We start from the raw sequence: 16,275 nt of genomic DNA on the forward strand, positions 1-16,275 counted from the left end.
GGACCTACAGATGTGCGGAAATCGCGTTATATCATGCGCTTGGCAAGTTACCTGAACCGGAAATGACCCACAGATTTTACTGACGAGGCAATAATTTAGAGTAATTTGGCCTATTGTAATTGCCCTGAAATATACCTAACGATCTGGGTCCCGGATAATGAACTTATTTTGTCTGTGTTCCAAAAAAAAGGCATATATCAGCCCGAATCTTTATCCATCGAAAAAAGAAACAGGTAAAGCCGTTCCAACGTGGAATTATTCTGTCGTCCACGTTAGAGGACGAGTATTTTTCAAGCATGAAAGCAACTGGATCTTGCAACTTCTCAACAAGATTTCTGACTTTCATGAACTAAACCAAAACCTTCCCTGGTCAGTTTCAGATGCACCAGCAGAGTTCACTAAGAAACTGGTAAATGCTGTTGTGGGCTTGGAATTCGTTATTGATGATATAGTCGGCAACTTCAAGTTGAGTCAAAACAAAACAGCATCAGATTATTCAGGTGTAGTAAATGGCTTGGCAAGTTCAAAGAACAGTTCAGACATTTCTGTGGCCAGGCAAATGCAACAGTCAACATGTAGCTAACGAGTCAGTCAAGCAGATGGCACCAAGCGTGCCGTCTGCTTAGCTTGGCAATGCTCGATAAAATACCAATGGACCAGATCATTTCAGCCATGAGTGATTACTACATTTTACATTTTCGTTGCAGGATGACAAACTCCTTGCCCCATCCCAACAATCATTTCCTATGCACCAGATTCTCAGGGGGGCAAAAAACAATTCACTGTCTATCAAAGTATTTACTTTCTAAGATGGTTTCATAAGAAAAGCACGAAAGGTGAAGATATGAAGTCCATCCGCGTGATGTGTACTATCCAGGAGGGCTCTCTTGGGTATAGCAAAATCAAGCAACTGGAATCCTCCATAAAAGATATATACCAAAAGCACTTTGGTCCTGACTATAAACTGGTGTTTATGTGGTTAACCTTGCCCTATGGTCAGGCCTATCTGGCTGGCAAGTTGTCTTCCGCATCCAGTGTACAACTGCCCGTGCAAGATGGCCTGCCAGCGTCCAGGCGGCACCCTTTTATGTCGGAAGTGTGTGCTAAATGGCAGGAGATTACCGGTTGCACACAGGATCAGATTATTTTGGCATCCAGTGATTTTACCGAATCGGAAAAGTTTCAGCGGGGTTTGGTCAATCGATTCAAACCGTCCAAACGTAAATCGACCATGTTGAAAATGCTGATGCGCTTTATGATGGGGCGTTTTAAGAAAGGCTATTACAACACCAGTGTTACGTTATAAAAATAAATCAAGGATAGCGCTATGCCACTGTACACTGTTACCACACCAAAAAGCTTACCGAACTCTAGGCGTGTTGAATTAGCTAACTTGATCATGAATGTTCATTGCGGCCTCACAGGTGCTCCGGAAACATTTGTAAACGTGATGTTTTGGGAAAATGCCACGTTAAACGACGGCGTTGCCATGCATGTTTATGGTGGTATACGAAAAGGTCGAACCGCTGAGATGCGAGAAACATTACAAAAGGAAATGTCCAGACGCGTCTGCCAATTGATGATACTCACAGACAAAGAGCTGGAAACAGACATGTTTGAAATGCCTGCCCAATGGATCATGGAAGGTGGAGAGATCTTACCCGAACCCGGGGAAGAGCACTTGTGTGAGTGGCTGCAAAACGGGCACGGGACTGAACATAATCAGAAAGCGTTCATTTGATCATAGCTCTTGAATGATTTCAGATAGCGAGATAGCACCTCTGGATCAAAAGTCCGAAAAACACGGGTTATTAATGCGCCATTTTCAAGGGATTGAGCGATAGGCTCAGGTAATGGGCTGTCAGCATAGACTGACAGATGCTCAGGAAAGTAAGCCAGTGCAGCTTGATCATCCAAATATTGCAGAACCTGATAGAGATGCCCTGTTTCCAGGCCCTTCTCGGGTTGAACCAGTATTCTGGACAACTCACAAGCTGCCACTCTGAGACTTTCTACTGATACGGTACCGTTTCGAGAAGTCTTGCTGCCAATAACATCCAGCTCTTCTGGTGATAATCCCATGGCTATGCCAATCGCATGCCAGTTATGGCTTAATGGCAAACATCTCAAAAAATCCATAGTCAGCGGTTCTGAACCGGCCATCTCTGTGGAGATGCCATCCTCCTGCCAACAGAGTGATTTGACTGCTGGCGGCTGTATGTCCTTTAAATGATGAAACTCAGAATAAAGCTTACTGTTTTTTATGAAAAGATCCGATAATTCCTTATCAAGACCACAGGATTTCGCAGCGACCATCGAAGCATAGGCAATGTGCCCTGCTGTGAGTTTTGGCAGGCAATGTTCTGCTTCACGGAGTAATCGTGAAATATTGCTATAACAGGGCTCGTGTTTACCAACTCTACTGAGAATTTTCTGGTTTATGTGCACTGGTAAATCAAGAGCCTGGCTGAAGGATTCAGCATCTATTCCTATGGTTGCAAGATCATAGCCCAGACGAGCTATCCGGAAGTCCCATTCGCGTTTATTGCTGGTACCATGAGGCTCAGAATGCCCTTGCAGGGATTGAATCAAGCGATGCGCGGAACTTATGGCCAGAAGTTCAGGAACGGTGATTATTTTTACCAGCTCTCTGGTACTGATACTCCCCCCTTTAATATCCAGAATTTTCTTGAACAGAAGGTTGGTTGAGAAGCCCAGTGAGTGTACGGATTCTTGTTGTAAACCCTGCAACACCATTAACTCCGGGTATCCAGCTGCAAATGCCAGGACTGCGGTTGGAACATAGTAAAGATAGGGATCTTTACGGAAGATCTGGCACAACTTGAAAAAGTCCAGTTCATGATTCAGGGCCGCATCAGTATCTGGAGCCTGCACGCTGTACGGCCATTCTGTAAGCCTCCCATTCTGATCCTTTGCAATAGCAGACTTTTCATGAAAGAACTGATACAGATCAAGGGCAATACCGAACTTTTCGCAGTGCAGTTCAGCCAGGTCGAGCCTGGAAATACCCGCCAGCATCGTCAGCAGTGTTTCATGGGTGATCGTCATTTTTTCCAGAATTAACCTGCCCTCCTGTTGCCGGGAATACCAGGATAGATAATCAAATTTTTCCTTTTTCAGGCCTTGACGTTCACGCTCCTTGATTTTTTCTTCGATATCCTTTGTGGGTAACCCCAGATAAATGGCAAACAGGAGCTGCTTATCAGGTGTTAGCTCCTCATTAATTTGCGGCAGTAATTGTGACCAGGACACCGGATCATCTAGGTGTGTCTCTGCCATAGGCGTACATTCAGAATCAAGCGTTACATTCCTTGCCGATATGGCGACATCGGTAACAGGCGGTGCCAGCGCCGGTGCCAAGGGATTAGCGCTGGCAGGAGAGACAGACTTTCCGTCAAAAGTAGATTTAGAACAAATACCGACTGAATGCGCTGTTGGTTGAAGACCTTGAGTGCCAATGTCGGAGTTATCAGGTTGGGTAATTATCTGATTTTCCTTTGAAACAATCATCATCCACTCTCATAAATAATAGTTTTTAAAATTTATTGGCAAAGCCTCTGACATCGAATTTTCAACATCTGATGCAATCAGCCGAAACGAGACCGGTGGCGGCATTAAAAATAATTAACCTGGAAATCTATGTTCACGGTTTTAAGACAATAAAATTAACAAGACGTTCATTGTTACTGCAGAAAAGCCAAAAAAGGTCTAATGCACCAATAAACTTCCAGTGAGAAAAATGTGAAAAGTGATCAGTCCCCGGGGAATTGCTGCCGGAGTACTATAAATGCGCTAATACCTGGCAGCCCCCCGGAGGCTGAGCGAAAATAGTCTGCATGGGAAGGACCTTCAGGATGTGGAAGAACCGGTTTCTTAACGGAATTATGAGAGTTTAACAGGGGATGACGGTGGGGAGTCGGTTCTTATACCCAATAAGTGCATACGAACCGACCTTATAACTAGGAGGCTGACCGAGAATAGACTGCCCTACACGGCAACTGCTCCTGCGTTGCTCTAGCTCCTGCATCCATGCAGTCGTGCGGTGGCAGAAAAGTGGTCTAAAAATTCCGTTTTGTTCGGCAAATAGCCCCGCTATTCACCTCACAAAACGAAATTTTTATCCTCAATTTTCTGCCATCCTCGCTACGGGCGCTATTCTCGGACAGGCTCCCAGTTCTATTAGAGAAATGCTATGACAGAACAAGCAAACAAACAGGATCTGTTGTCTATAGAAGACCTCAGCATCGTGTATGAAGTGGATGGTGAATCCACCTACGCGGTCAACGGCTTGAATATCACCCTGAAGCGGGGAGAAACCCTTGGCTTGATCGGCGAAACCGGTGTCGGCAAAACGACAACGGCCCTTGGTATTATGGGCCTGGTGCCTAACCCTCCGGGTCGGGTTGTCAGTGGTAAAGTGGTCTTTGATGGTGAAGACCTGCTGCAAATGCCAAAAGAGAAAATGCGTGGCGTTCGGGGTAATCGGATTTCCATGATTTTCCAGGATCCCATGACCTCTCTGAACCCGGTGATGACAGTCGGGGAGCAGATTGCCGAAGTGATCCTTATCCACGAAGGCGTCAGCAAAAAAGCGTCTTGCCAGAAAGCTGGCGAAATGCTGGAGATGGTGGGCATTCCGGCGGCCCGGGCGGGGGACTTTCTGCACCAGTTTTCCGGCGGTATGAAACAACGGGTAGTGATCGCCATTGCTCTTGCCTGTAACCCGGATCTGCTAATCGCAGATGAGCCGACCACAGCGCTGGATGTCACCATTCAGGCCCAGGTACTGGATCTGATGAAAGATCTGAAAAGCCGTTACAACACTGCGATGATTCTGATCACCCACGACCTGGGGGTTGTTGCCCAGGTGTGCGATAAAGTGGCGATTATGTACGCCGGTGAAGTGGTGGAGAGCGGTGATATTCGCGATGTCTATGAAAATACCAAACACCCTTACACCAGGGGGCTGCTTGGTTCGATTCCCGATCTCGATCACTCGGTTGGACGACTGAACCCCATTAAAGGCATGATGCCGGACCCAACGGACCCACCGGCCGGGTTATCCTGCGGTTGCTGGAAGCCACCGATGGCGACATCCTGTTTGAAGGGCAGAATATTCGCCACTTCAACAAAGATCAGATGCGACGACTGCGTGAAGATATGCAGATTATCTTCCAGGATCCTTTTGCCTCTTTGAACCCCCGGATGACCGCCAGTGAGATCATTGGTGAACCGCTGCTGATTCACAACAAAGTTAAGAATAAGCAGGAGCTGACTGAACGTGTCGCTGAATTAATGGAGCTGGTTGGCCTTAGCCCTCGACTGGTCAACACTTATCCCCATGAGCTGGACGGTGGTAGACGGCAGCGTATTGGTATAGCCCGTGCGCTGGCGCTGAAACCAAAGTTCATTATCTGTGATGAGCCGGTATCGGCGCTGGATGTATCCATTCAGGCGCAGATTCTGAACCTGATGCAGGATCTGCAGGAGCAGCTTGGACTCACTTATATTTTCATTACTCACGATTTATCGGTGGTTAAGCATTTCTCCGATGAAATCGCGGTTATGTACCTGGGGCAGCTGATTGAGAAAGCACCGGCAAGGGATTTGTTCAGCAACCCGACTCACCCTTATACCAGGGCCTTGTTATCGGCTATTCCTTCGATTCATCTGGACCATAAGATGGAACGTGAAGTGCTGCAGGGCGAAATTACCTCACCCATCAACCCGGCACCTGGCTGTCGCTTTGCGCCCCGTTGCAAGTATGCAGCACCCGAGTGCACCTCCAGAGAGATTCACCTTAACGAGATCAATGATGGGCACTTTGTTGCCTGTGCCATAGTCGGGAAAGGGTGACCCTCTTGAAATTTATGAGGTGAAACCAGGGCCTGTTGACGTTTCGTTGCAAGCTCAGCACACAACGAAACGTCAACAGGCCCTGAGCAGACTGCATTAAAGTGCCAAAAAGATTCCGGATAACTTCAACCCGGAAGGAACGTTCTTATTATTTTGTTGTCCATAATTTCCTGACACCGGCATTCATAAATCAGGCATGGATGATCAAATGGACAAAACAACCAATGAAACTATCAACTACCACTCCTTGCCAAATCAAACAATAACCCATTCTTTATTACATCGAGCGGGAGACAAAAGGAAAACATCAGTCTTTCCCGGTGACGTGGCAGCGCCTGAGCAGCCTTCAGCACAGCGATCAAGATTAATAGAACCCCAAAAAGTCCCAACGCCTGACTTAGGACAAAGGACGACAGTCGCCTGTCAAGTTACCTCTCACTTGCAAAGTAATCAATCCACCGCCCGCTCAACGAATCAGGAAGCGGTCCATCAGAGCCTGAGCACCGGCGAGTTCTTTTTTGCCAATACTCCGTTAACCCAACAGCGAATTATTGATCAATTACGCCATGAACAGCCTGCAACGTATTGCATTCGCGCGCTGGATGATCTGGAAAAACATGGCCTGATGCAACAAACCTGGCTAGAGGGCGGCCAATTAAAAAAAGCGGAAGGCCGACTGTTTACGGATGAGTCGATGACCCTGGTGTTTGATCTGACCGCCATGACACCCGGTGATATCGCCAGCTTTAATGACCTTCTTCAGGTGGGACCCAAGTGTAACGATAAACCACTGGGTGACCACATCCGGCGGGTATTTCTGGTCAACCACGGGATGCTGGACGGAAGTAAACCGGCCAACCCCGACCTCTGGCGCAGATTGGGGCAAATGCCGGAAAAGGCCGTACCAGAAGCCGACTGCTATATTGCTGATTCGGTGACCGATGAAACCTTGTTGGCCCAAAAAACCACGGAAGATATCCCGGCCAGTGCTCCCCGCATCACCATCAACTTTGCCACCACCGACCACTGGTACCGCCGACTGTTCGGTGGTATCACCCTCAATGACCGGGGGCAGCTGTTTTTTTCTGATGGCGCCCTGGCTAACCTGAAAGAGAATACCCATCTGGTGTTTAACAACGCACCCTGGGAAGACACTGGCTTCCAGGCAGCCCTGGCAACGGCCATACGGGTTGGCGGATTCACCGCCAACAAGCAATGGGTCCGACTGCCTGAACAGATATCCCTGTCCGTAGCCCATGTCTGTGCCACCGAACTCAATGCCCGGAAAGACCAGACGATCAGCGACAGCACCGTTTTTTGTTCCCAGAGCCCGTTTGTGGTGATTAACGGCAGCTCAATCGAGCGTCTCAAAGGCCATGTGATGGTAGAGGGCACTGCCGTTGTGCAAACGGATATGCTCGCTAATCTGCTGCAAGGTTGCAGGCAACTGGTGCTTACTGGCGAGCTGGATGACAAACAGTGGTTATGGTTATTGTGCCGACTGGAGGAATTACCGGAGAGTAAAAGACCACAGTTGTTTGCCAATTTGCCAACCGATTTGTTGCTCCCAGCAAGGGCTGGTGACTGTCCAACCACGGGAGCCTGCAACCCACACTGCGCCACTTTTACCTATCAGATCAACCCCGGGGATACCCTGGAATCCCTGCAACAGGTCAACCTCACCAGCCAGAGCCGTTTCACTTTTTCCCTGACCAACAGTCGACTGCTGGATGCCCTGGTCAATGGGACGCCAACGACCCTTTATGGTCTGGAGCGCAACCCGGAATTGGCTGCCAACCTGGAAACCCTGTTATTGCCCGCCCCTTACCTGTTTATTCATGGGCATAAGATGGATCTGCCAAAGGCACAGGTCACCTTCACGCCTCCCCCGGGGCAGCAAACCACCGGCTCAGCATTGATCAACGCCCTGCTCAACCGTTCCGACAGCCAACCACCCGCACCGGAAAACCCGGTCTACTCCCTGCTGATGTCTCTGCCCCAATCCTGTCAAAGGCACTATCCGGACAAGCCGCCCTGGACCGGGGACGATTTTCAGTATCGGTTTGAGCAACAGGCCGAGGCAGAACGCCTGCTGGACGGTAGCCCAGGGCTGCTGCCCTGCCATCAACGCCGAGCCTTGCATGTGCTGTTGGCCAAGGCGTATCGCGGCGATCCGGAGATTTACAGTTTCATCAAGGCGAAAATTGCCGGTTATTATCCGGATCAACCCGCCGACAACCGGGCCGACCGATCCGCCCTGGAGCAATGGCTGGCCCACCACCCGGCCCCGGAACTGAGGGACATCAAGGCTGATTTCTGGGCGCTGGCCCGGCACTGCCCGGCCACGGTACACCAAGGCAGCCAAGACCCGTATCCTGTATCTCACGACGCAGTGAACCAGCTGGCCACCTATATTGTCGCCGCCGCCCCCCGGGCACAGCAGCGGCCCCTGGCACAGCGATTGGGTGTTGATCTTCGGCTGGTCCGGCAAAAACGCTGGTTTGACGGGAACCTGCGCTCAACCTTAAAAGATACCCTGATTGCTCACCGGGCATCACTCAGGCAGGGCACCATCATCAGCCAAACGGCCGGGACGCTGGAGAGCCAGATTGCCGCCATTCTAAATCAGACCGATCAACAGAAATCACAACAGATTCGGGAGTTACTGGCCACTGCCTTTGTTGATGATCAGTTACCCGGGCCGTGTCAGGATCTGCCCGATGCCCTTCTTGCCCGACAGCGCCATCACTGGTCCCGGCAGGAGCGGCGTCTGGAGCATTTGGCCCAGAGGGTCCGGGAGCATCCCGTGGTGTTCCTGCAGGGTGAGGCCGGAGCCGGCAAGACCTTTATGGCCAGAGCCATTGCGGCCAGGGCTGGTTATCCAGACTGTCAGGTGCTTCAGCTTGGGCCCAACCACACCTCAGAAGCCCTGTTTGGTGGACCGCAGCTGGTGAGTTATTCAGTGGGCAATGGGGCGGAGGACCATGGCACCGAATTTTGTGAAGGGCCACTGCTGCAGTGGGTATTATCGAAAGATCCGCCCCTGCTGGTGCTCGATGAAGCCAACCTGGTGCCAGAGGGTCTGCTTGCCCCCCTGGTCGGTTTAACCCGGCAGCCACCGGTGCTCCATTATCAGGGCCGGGAGTACGAACTGAACAACCGGCACCGGATTATTCTCACCGGTAATCCGGATCATTATTCGGGACGGCACCTTGATAACACGCTGAAATCACGGATTCCCACCTTCTTTTATAACCCCTTGCCGGACACCGTGCTGGCCAACGCCATCATTCTGCCCAACCTGCCACAGGCCTGGCCTGAGCACCTGAAACACCAGGCCCGTGACCGGCTATTAACCCTGTACAACCAGTTCCGGGCGCTGCAGGGCCAGACTACACCCAGAGATATCACCGATGTGCTGGCCACCGTTCGCCAGATTCTCCGTCACTGTTCCGCGACCGGCGACGACACGCCAGCGCAAGTCAACGCCCTGATCAGGCGGGCATTTATGGACAGTCTGGCCGGTACTGTAACCACGGAATACCAGCAACGGCTGAACACCCTCAACGCCTGGTACCGGGGCCAGTTCAAGGAAGACCCGTCCCTTTTGGCGGGGGTTGACGCGAGCTTTACTGATTTTATCCAACGACTGCAGGCCGCCAACACCGATGGAGACTTCTCTGCGGAGCCTGTCCGGCAGCTGGTCTATCACTACTGGCAAAGTCTGGACAAGGATGACTCGGGACGCACCGCCATGCTGGTGGAAGGGCCGGCGGGCTGGGGCAAGGATTTTGTGCTGAACAGAACCATCCGGCTCTGGCAACAACAGCAGGAGAGGAAACAACGGACAGTACGCCCGTTTGTCCATATCAATGCCAACCCGAACCAGTGGACCTCTTTGGCAGAAAGCGTCAAGCAGGCGATGAGCCGGGGGCAACTGATCGCCATCAGTGAGCTTAACCTGATTCCCAGCCACTATGTAGAAGGGTTGCTGAATCATGTGTTGACCGGCCATGCAGCACGGGGATTTCGCCTGTTTGCCACCATCAATCCCGGCTATTTTGCCGGACGGGAAGCGCTGAGCAAGGCCCTGACGAGCCGCTGCACCCAGGTCAGGCTGGCTGCCCTTACCCCGGAAGAACTGGAAGGGCTGGTGCGGGGTTTGCCCAAGATACCTGACGGGTTGCCCAAATGGCTGGCGGGTCACTTCCACCAACTGGCCACAGCACTGCATCAACAGAACCGCCCGGTGCAACTGGCACTAAACGACCTGTTCAGTAGCGCCCGGCAGCTGGCCAGTCAGCGGCCTGAACATTGGAATCAGGCCTTGCGAAAACACCTGTCACTGCCCTTTCGTGCCTTGCAGACAACGCTGCCTCCGCTGAAGGAGGATACCGCACGCCTGGAACGAATCCAGCAGGAAGAACAACGGCACCGGGACCTTGAGACCATAGCCAATAGCATGCCCGGACTGTTGACGCCCATCACGGTAACATTCGGGCCTGAACTCCGTTGTGGTGATCGGGTAATCACGGTGACACCGGAGGCAACAGATCAGGACGTCATGACGATTGCACAAGCCATGCAGCAAGATATGGAGATCAGCGGCAATAGCGGGTCAACGGTAAACCCGCAACAAACGGGTCATTCGGCTTATCCTTGTAAATTTGGCGATATTTTGGTGCCCCCCCACTACAAGGTCACCAGGTACTTCCCCAAAAACCCTTACGATGCCCGCCAATATCGTCTCTTTTTTCGGGAGACCCGTCTGGATGAAGACGGCCGGTTGCGCAACTACCCCATCGACTGGACAAATGGCACGCTAACATCGTTGCCAGGATGGCCTGATGATAACGTCTGGCGGACCAACCTTGGAGCAGATGAACTGCCCGGCAAGTTTGTGCTGATCCTGAATAACCAGTGGCAGCCCCTGCCTGCCATGACGCCCAAAGACCAGCTCCGGGCACTGCGCTGCACCCCGGACACCCCCATTGAGCTGGCCCGAAGCGAGCTGACAGGGCAACTGTTAATCAAAAGTAAGGCAGCCTCAGCATCACCGGTTACGGTGGACTTTATCATTGCCCCCGAGCAAGCCTATTTTACCCTGCTAAGACCGGGCGAGTGGCTGACATTACCAGAGGGATTGTGCAGTCAACGGCTTGCAGATCTGTTGGAAGTGCAGATTTTTTACCCCAAAACGAACACCTGCGAAGCCTATGCAGAGCTGCGTAACATCCATGGGATCCCGGATATCCCGCAACGACTCAGGGCGTTGATGGGTTGGCTGGATACATTTTCCGATAGCAAAAATGTGACCGGGCAAGATGAACAGCTGTTGCTGAATATGCTCAGGGAGAAACAGGGGGTTTGCCGACACAAGGCGACGATTTTCCAGGTGCTCTGCCACTATTGGGGTATTCCTGCGCGGCAAGTAGCGAATGCTTCGCACCGTTTTGTTGAGATCAGCCCCGATGGCGGCCACACCTGGCGACAATACCAACTTGGTGGTGGCGGACAGGCCACTGCAGATATCACAGAACCCGACTGGGGGGATTATCATCGTCCAGACAATTCCAAGCTGAAGCTAACCGCTAAAAGGCGGGATGCCTATTCCGACCAAATTCTTGAGTCACCGGGATTTTCTTTGGGTAGTAAGATTAACTATTGTCTTGAAATTATTAAAAATGACTTACAGTCAAATACAAACAGATCAGCTTCGACTGAGTTTATGCACAGATTTAAAGATTTCTATTCTGCATTCAACAGAGGACCGGTAAAAACCAGCACATTTCCGGATTATTGGGAGATACTATTATCACCACAAATGTTTTACCGGTTTGGTGAAAACATAAAAGATTGGAAAAGTATCATAGAAGAAAGCGCTTGGCATATAGTGGATAAGCATATGGCGGATAATATGGTCAATTGCAGTGTGAAAGATTCTTTCCTTAATTCGCATCTGAAGATATTATGCTCCCTGATACATGCACAAAAGCCTGATGTGCACTATTTAAACTGGCTATGTGATCTTTACCGCTCAGTGCCTGAATTTCTGAAATATGTATTATTGGCCATCTTACAGACATTCTCCGGGTTCTGTGATTCCTGTCAGTTAAAAGGCCGGGTAAAACGAATGCTTATGTCTTATTCTCTAAGATCCATAAAAATTGACAAGCTTGATCCGGTAACAGATCGTGGTAAACGATTTTCACAGCGGTGCATAAAACTTGTCAAAACGATGACTATGAGCCGCTCACTTTTGGAGCGACTTTCGCAGCATCGCATCCATCAACAACTCCACCACCAGCCTGTCGGCAATTACATTATCGTCCCTGAAAAGCTTGTGTCCGGAGAGGCTGCTTTCCTGAATATATCAAAATCTACAATCTACAAACCCATTATCTTCGATTGTACTTCTTTGCCAGAACAAGAAGTAACCGACAAGATTTCTGGAAGAATAAAATCCGGAATAAGGTCAGAAATTAGAGAATTACATGAGAGTGAAAAGAGTTTAGATTTACTCTCGATGATAAAAAAAACATTCTTTTATTGGCTGGCAGTTCACCACATGGATGATGCCACTTCTCCCATTTGGTTGACTTGCCTTTATGATAGTTATTCTAAGACAGTGCAGCCTTTCCAGGATTTTAACTATAAAGTCATCAAGTGGGAATTTGATCACATCTCCCAATTAAAATTACCCCCGGAAAGTATAAAAGGCTATTTTAACCAACCTTCCGCTGTCGTTCTTCAAAAGAATGATTTGCTTGCTCTTTTAGACGAGTTTCTTGTTTTGATCGCAGACTAGGAAAATAGATACCTTATACTGAGGAAGTGCAAAAAGTTGTAAGCGAGTACCAGAATACTCAAGCCTCGCTTAACCATGCAATGTAGTAGGATTTTGGAGAATTTGTCATTTATTTTTTAAATTGTCACTTCTTTTTTAACTCTCCAAACATTTTGGAGGACATTAAATATTTTGGCAACCAATGTCCATAATTATATTTCATTAATTCATGGAAAATATAAAACGTAGACTACTCTACGGCATCAACAGGCATTAGTTTTTACTGGCTTTTTTTCTCTTCCTTTTTCTCTTTTTTGGTTTCTCTGTTTGCTCTTCTAAATATTCTTCAGCGGTAAAATAACAGTCATCCGAAAACTGCCATTCTTCATCGGCAGTAAAATATGCCTCATCTGCTGCCTCCTCACCACTGCTATGTAACACAAGAGCATGGACCTCTGGCGAGACGGCTAACTTTATCTTTATATGCTCAATAACTCTTTTCATTGAATCCTGGTTATTAAGCTTGTTCACCGGTATTTCAATGACCTCAAATCCTAATTTTTTCAGCAGGGCGACTTTCAATAAAGTCGAACCATTCCTGGTTTTGAAATCACCACACACGTAATGAGAAGGTCCCTGAACGTCGATCACCAGGTTGTAATCTGGCAGTAGCAGGTCAACCGGAGGTAATGAGTTCAAACTCTTTTCTTCTTCAATCTTCAAAGACGGAAGGCTGGATTGCAGTTGATCGCGCAAGCTGGATTGAGATTGTGAAGTAATCGTCGGGTAATGGGGGACGACCGGACACGCTCTTCCAAGCCAGCTTGCTGCCATGGCAATGATGGATTCATCCTCTGTATCTATTTGCAAGGTATTTTCCAGGCGAGAAAATAGTTCACCTATGTGCTTTTCAAGCAAGCTTTTATTATTGGTGTAATTACAAAGATAAAACCTGGCACAAAATACCATGACTCCCCAGAGAGACATCAATACACCCTGGTGATAGAACTGAGAGCTTTCACTGACTCTTTCGACAAGAGAATCGAACGTAGATTTAACCAGGTTCAGCTCAATAGCCTCACCCAGTTTTGCCAAGACCCACAGCAGGTTGGTGACTTCCTGTGGCTTGAAGTGGTCTTTTTCTTCTGTTGATTCGACTTTGTTTTTTACATTGTACAAAAGCACGGTCATGATTTCTTTGAGCTTCGCTGTCTTCTCTAGCCCGTTGTCCCCCAGTTTTGCCAAGGCCCACATTATGTTGGCGACTTCCTGTGGCTTGAATTGGTCTTTCTTTTCTTTTGATTTGGCTTTGGTTTGCATCAGGGGCAACAGCGCGCCCACAGCCTCTTTGAACTTTGCCACCTTCTCCAGTTCCAGCCCGTTGTCCACCAGTTTCGCCACGGCCCACACCAGGTTGGCAATATGCTGAGGATTAAAGTGCTCTTTCTCTTCTTTTGATTCGGCTTTGGTTTTCATCAGGGGCAACAGCGCGGCCATGGCCTCTTTGAGGTTTGGTGTCGTCTGTGCCAGCCCGTTGTCCACCAGTTTCGCCAGGGCCCACAGCAGGTTGGCCACTTCCTGTGGCTTGAAGTAGCCTTTTGATTTTCTGGTTTTCACATGGGGCAACAGTGCAGCGACGGCCTCTTTGAGCTTCGCTGTCTTCTCCAGCGCCAGCCCGTTGTCCACCAGTTTCGCCAGGGCCCATTGCAGGTTGGCGACTTCCTGGGGTTTAAAGTGGTCTTTGTCTTCTGTTGATTCGGCTTTGGTTTTCACAAGGGGCAACAGCGCGACGACAGCTTCTTTGAGCTTCGGTGTCGTCTCCAGCTCAAGCCCGTTGCCCACCATTTTTGCCAGGGCCCACAGCAGATTGGCAGTACCCCGGGTATCAATACCCAGGGCGTCAGGTTCTTGGTTGCACTTAAGAATTACTGCATCAAGTAACGTTGACAAAAAAGCTGTCTGAGCCTCCTTGCTTCTCTCATTCATGTACTTATGTGGGGTAAAAACACCCGCTGATGTAAATGCATGAAGCGTCGTCGTCAGGCTTCTCCAGGTCCACCCGGATGTCGCTTTAAAAGCGTGCAACAAGGGTATCAGTTGGCGTTGTTCACTGTGATTTAATGGTCGTTTTGACCTTGATGTGTATTGTTTGATTGAACAGGCAAAATGACTGTGTTTTTTTCCTTTATAGCGATCACCATAATGAGCAGATACCCTCATCAGGTCATCCATTTTTGCTGGTGTGACAAGAGCATTAAAATTCTGAACCGGTTTTATTGAATGTCTTGGTGGATGGTTAGCAGAGGAGGCGTCAGAAGCACGATAAAATGCATGACGCTCCGGGATATAGGGGAGTGGAGTATTCATCCGCCTCACTGTGCCATACCTGTATCGCCCACTCCCTGAAGCACCGGTATGATCATCCGATTGATTGTAATCATTACCTGATGTTGTGCATGCCCAACTTATACCAGCACCACCTTTGTCCATAATTATATTTCATTAATTCATGGGAAATATAAAATGTAGACTACTCTACGGCATCAACAGGCATTAGTTTTACTGGCTTTTTTTCTCTTCCTTTTTCTCTTTTTTGGTTTATTTATTTGCTCTTCTAAATATTCTTCAGCGGTAAAATAACAGTCATCCGAAAATTGCCCTCCTTCATCAGCAGTAAAATATTCCTCACCTGCCGCCCACTCCCTGCTGCTGTCAGGTGACACAGGACCATGGGCCTCTGGCGAGACGGCTAACTTTGTCTTAATTTGCTCAATAACTCTTGTCATTGAATCCTGTTTCCAAAGCTTGTTCACCGGGATTTCAATGACCTCAAATCCTAATTTTTGCAGCAGGACGATTTTAAGCAAAGTCGAGCCATTCCTGGTTTTGAAATCACCATTCACGTAATGAGAAGGTCCCTGAACGTCGATGACCATGTTGTAATCTGGCAGTAGCAGGTCAATCGGAGGTAATGAGTTCAGACTCTTTTCTTCTTCAATCTTCAAAGACGGAAGGCTGGATTGCAGTTGATCGCGGAAGGTGGATTGAGATTGTGAAATAACTGTCGGGTAATGGGGGACGACCAGACACGCTCTTCCAAGCCAGCTTGCGGCCATGGCAATGATGGATTCATACTCTGTATCTATTGGGAATGTATTTTCCAGGCGAGAAAATAGTGCACCTATGTGCTTTTCAAGCGAGCTTTTATTATTGGTGCCATTACAAAGATAAAACCTGGCACAAAATACCATTACTCCCCAGAGAGACATCAATATACCTTGTTGAGGGAACCGGGGGTTTTCACTGATTCTTTCGACAAGAGAATCGAACGTAGATTTAACCAGGTTCAGCTCAATAGCCTCACCCAGTTTTGCCACGGCCCACAACAGGTTGGCGATATGCTGAGGAATAAAGTGGTCTTTCTCTTCTTTTGATTTGGCTTTGGTTTTCACATGGTACAAAAGCGCGGCCAGGGTCTCTTTGAGGATCGCTGTCGTCTCCAGCTCCAGCCCATTGTCCACCAGTTTTGCCACGGCCCACAACAGGTTGGCGATATGCTGAGGAATAAAGTGGTCTTTCTCTTCTTTTGATTTGGCTTTGGTTTTCACATG

Annotated in this window: 9 protein-coding genes; 6 read left to right on the forward strand and 3 right to left on the reverse strand. The window is 49.0% G+C overall.

Annotated elements, in window-relative coordinates:
* Positions 1–157 precede the first annotated feature (157 nt).
* The 3 genes from ACO6VE_RS22420 to ACO6VE_RS22430 all read left to right on the forward strand — a co-directional run bounded on the left by ACO6VE_RS22420 (position 158) and on the right by ACO6VE_RS22430 (position 1,741).
* Positions 158–583: an FMN-binding negative transcriptional regulator gene (locus ACO6VE_RS22420; protein WP_422463540.1), complete on the forward strand. Its 426-nt coding sequence runs from the start codon at positions 158–160 to the stop codon at positions 581–583.
* 261 nt (positions 584–844) lie between these two features.
* On the forward strand, positions 845–1,306 hold the full coding sequence (locus tag ACO6VE_RS22425; protein ID WP_422449625.1) for a hypothetical protein: 462 nt from the start codon (positions 845–847) through the stop codon (positions 1,304–1,306).
* Positions 1,307–1,327: 21 nt separating this feature from the next.
* Positions 1,328–1,741 (forward strand): hypothetical protein, encoded by a 414-nt coding sequence (locus ACO6VE_RS22430; protein ID WP_422463542.1) that lies wholly within the window; start codon positions 1,328–1,330, stop codon positions 1,739–1,741.
* Here ACO6VE_RS22430 and ACO6VE_RS22435 read toward each other — a convergent pair.
* Positions 1,723–3,534 carry a hypothetical protein gene (locus tag ACO6VE_RS22435; RefSeq protein WP_422463543.1) on the reverse strand — a complete coding sequence of 604 codons (1,812 nt, stop codon included), beginning with the start codon at positions 3,532–3,534 and terminating at the stop codon, positions 1,723–1,725. The genes ACO6VE_RS22430 and ACO6VE_RS22435 overlap by 19 nt on opposite strands.
* A gap of 679 nt (positions 3,535–4,213) precedes the next feature.
* On the opposite strand from ACO6VE_RS22435, the gene ACO6VE_RS22440 reads away from it, so the two are divergent.
* From ACO6VE_RS22440 to ACO6VE_RS22450, 3 genes are all read left to right on the forward strand, one after another.
* Positions 4,214–5,218: an ABC transporter ATP-binding protein gene (locus tag ACO6VE_RS22440; RefSeq protein WP_422463545.1), complete on the forward strand. Its 1,005-nt coding sequence runs from the start codon at positions 4,214–4,216 to the stop codon at positions 5,216–5,218.
* Entirely contained in the window at positions 5,137–5,877 is a 741-nt protein-coding gene (locus ACO6VE_RS22445; RefSeq protein WP_422463552.1) for an oligopeptide/dipeptide ABC transporter ATP-binding protein, read from the forward strand. The genes ACO6VE_RS22440 and ACO6VE_RS22445 overlap by 82 nt, the downstream gene beginning before the upstream one ends.
* 439 nt (positions 5,878–6,316) lie before the next feature.
* A complete protein-coding gene (locus tag ACO6VE_RS22450) occupies positions 6,317–12,685 on the forward strand; it encodes an AAA family ATPase (protein ID WP_422463547.1) in 6,369 nt (2,122 codons plus the stop codon).
* Positions 12,686–12,937: 252 nt separating this feature from the next.
* Here the strand turns inward: ACO6VE_RS22450 and ACO6VE_RS22455 are convergent, their stop codons facing one another.
* Both ACO6VE_RS22455 and ACO6VE_RS22460 read right to left on the reverse strand, forming a co-directional pair.
* Entirely contained in the window at positions 12,938–15,154 is a 2,217-nt protein-coding gene (locus ACO6VE_RS22455) for a DUF1601 domain-containing protein (protein ID WP_422463549.1), read from the reverse strand.
* 53 nt (positions 15,155–15,207) lie between these two features.
* Positions 15,208–16,275, reverse strand: a 1,068-nt coding sequence (locus tag ACO6VE_RS22460) for an RAP domain-containing protein (protein ID WP_422463551.1), incomplete at its 5' end; no start/stop codon positions are given.

The organism is Endozoicomonas sp. ALB115, assembly GCF_049310245.1.
GTDB lineage: Bacteria > Pseudomonadota > Gammaproteobacteria > Pseudomonadales > Endozoicomonadaceae > Endozoicomonas.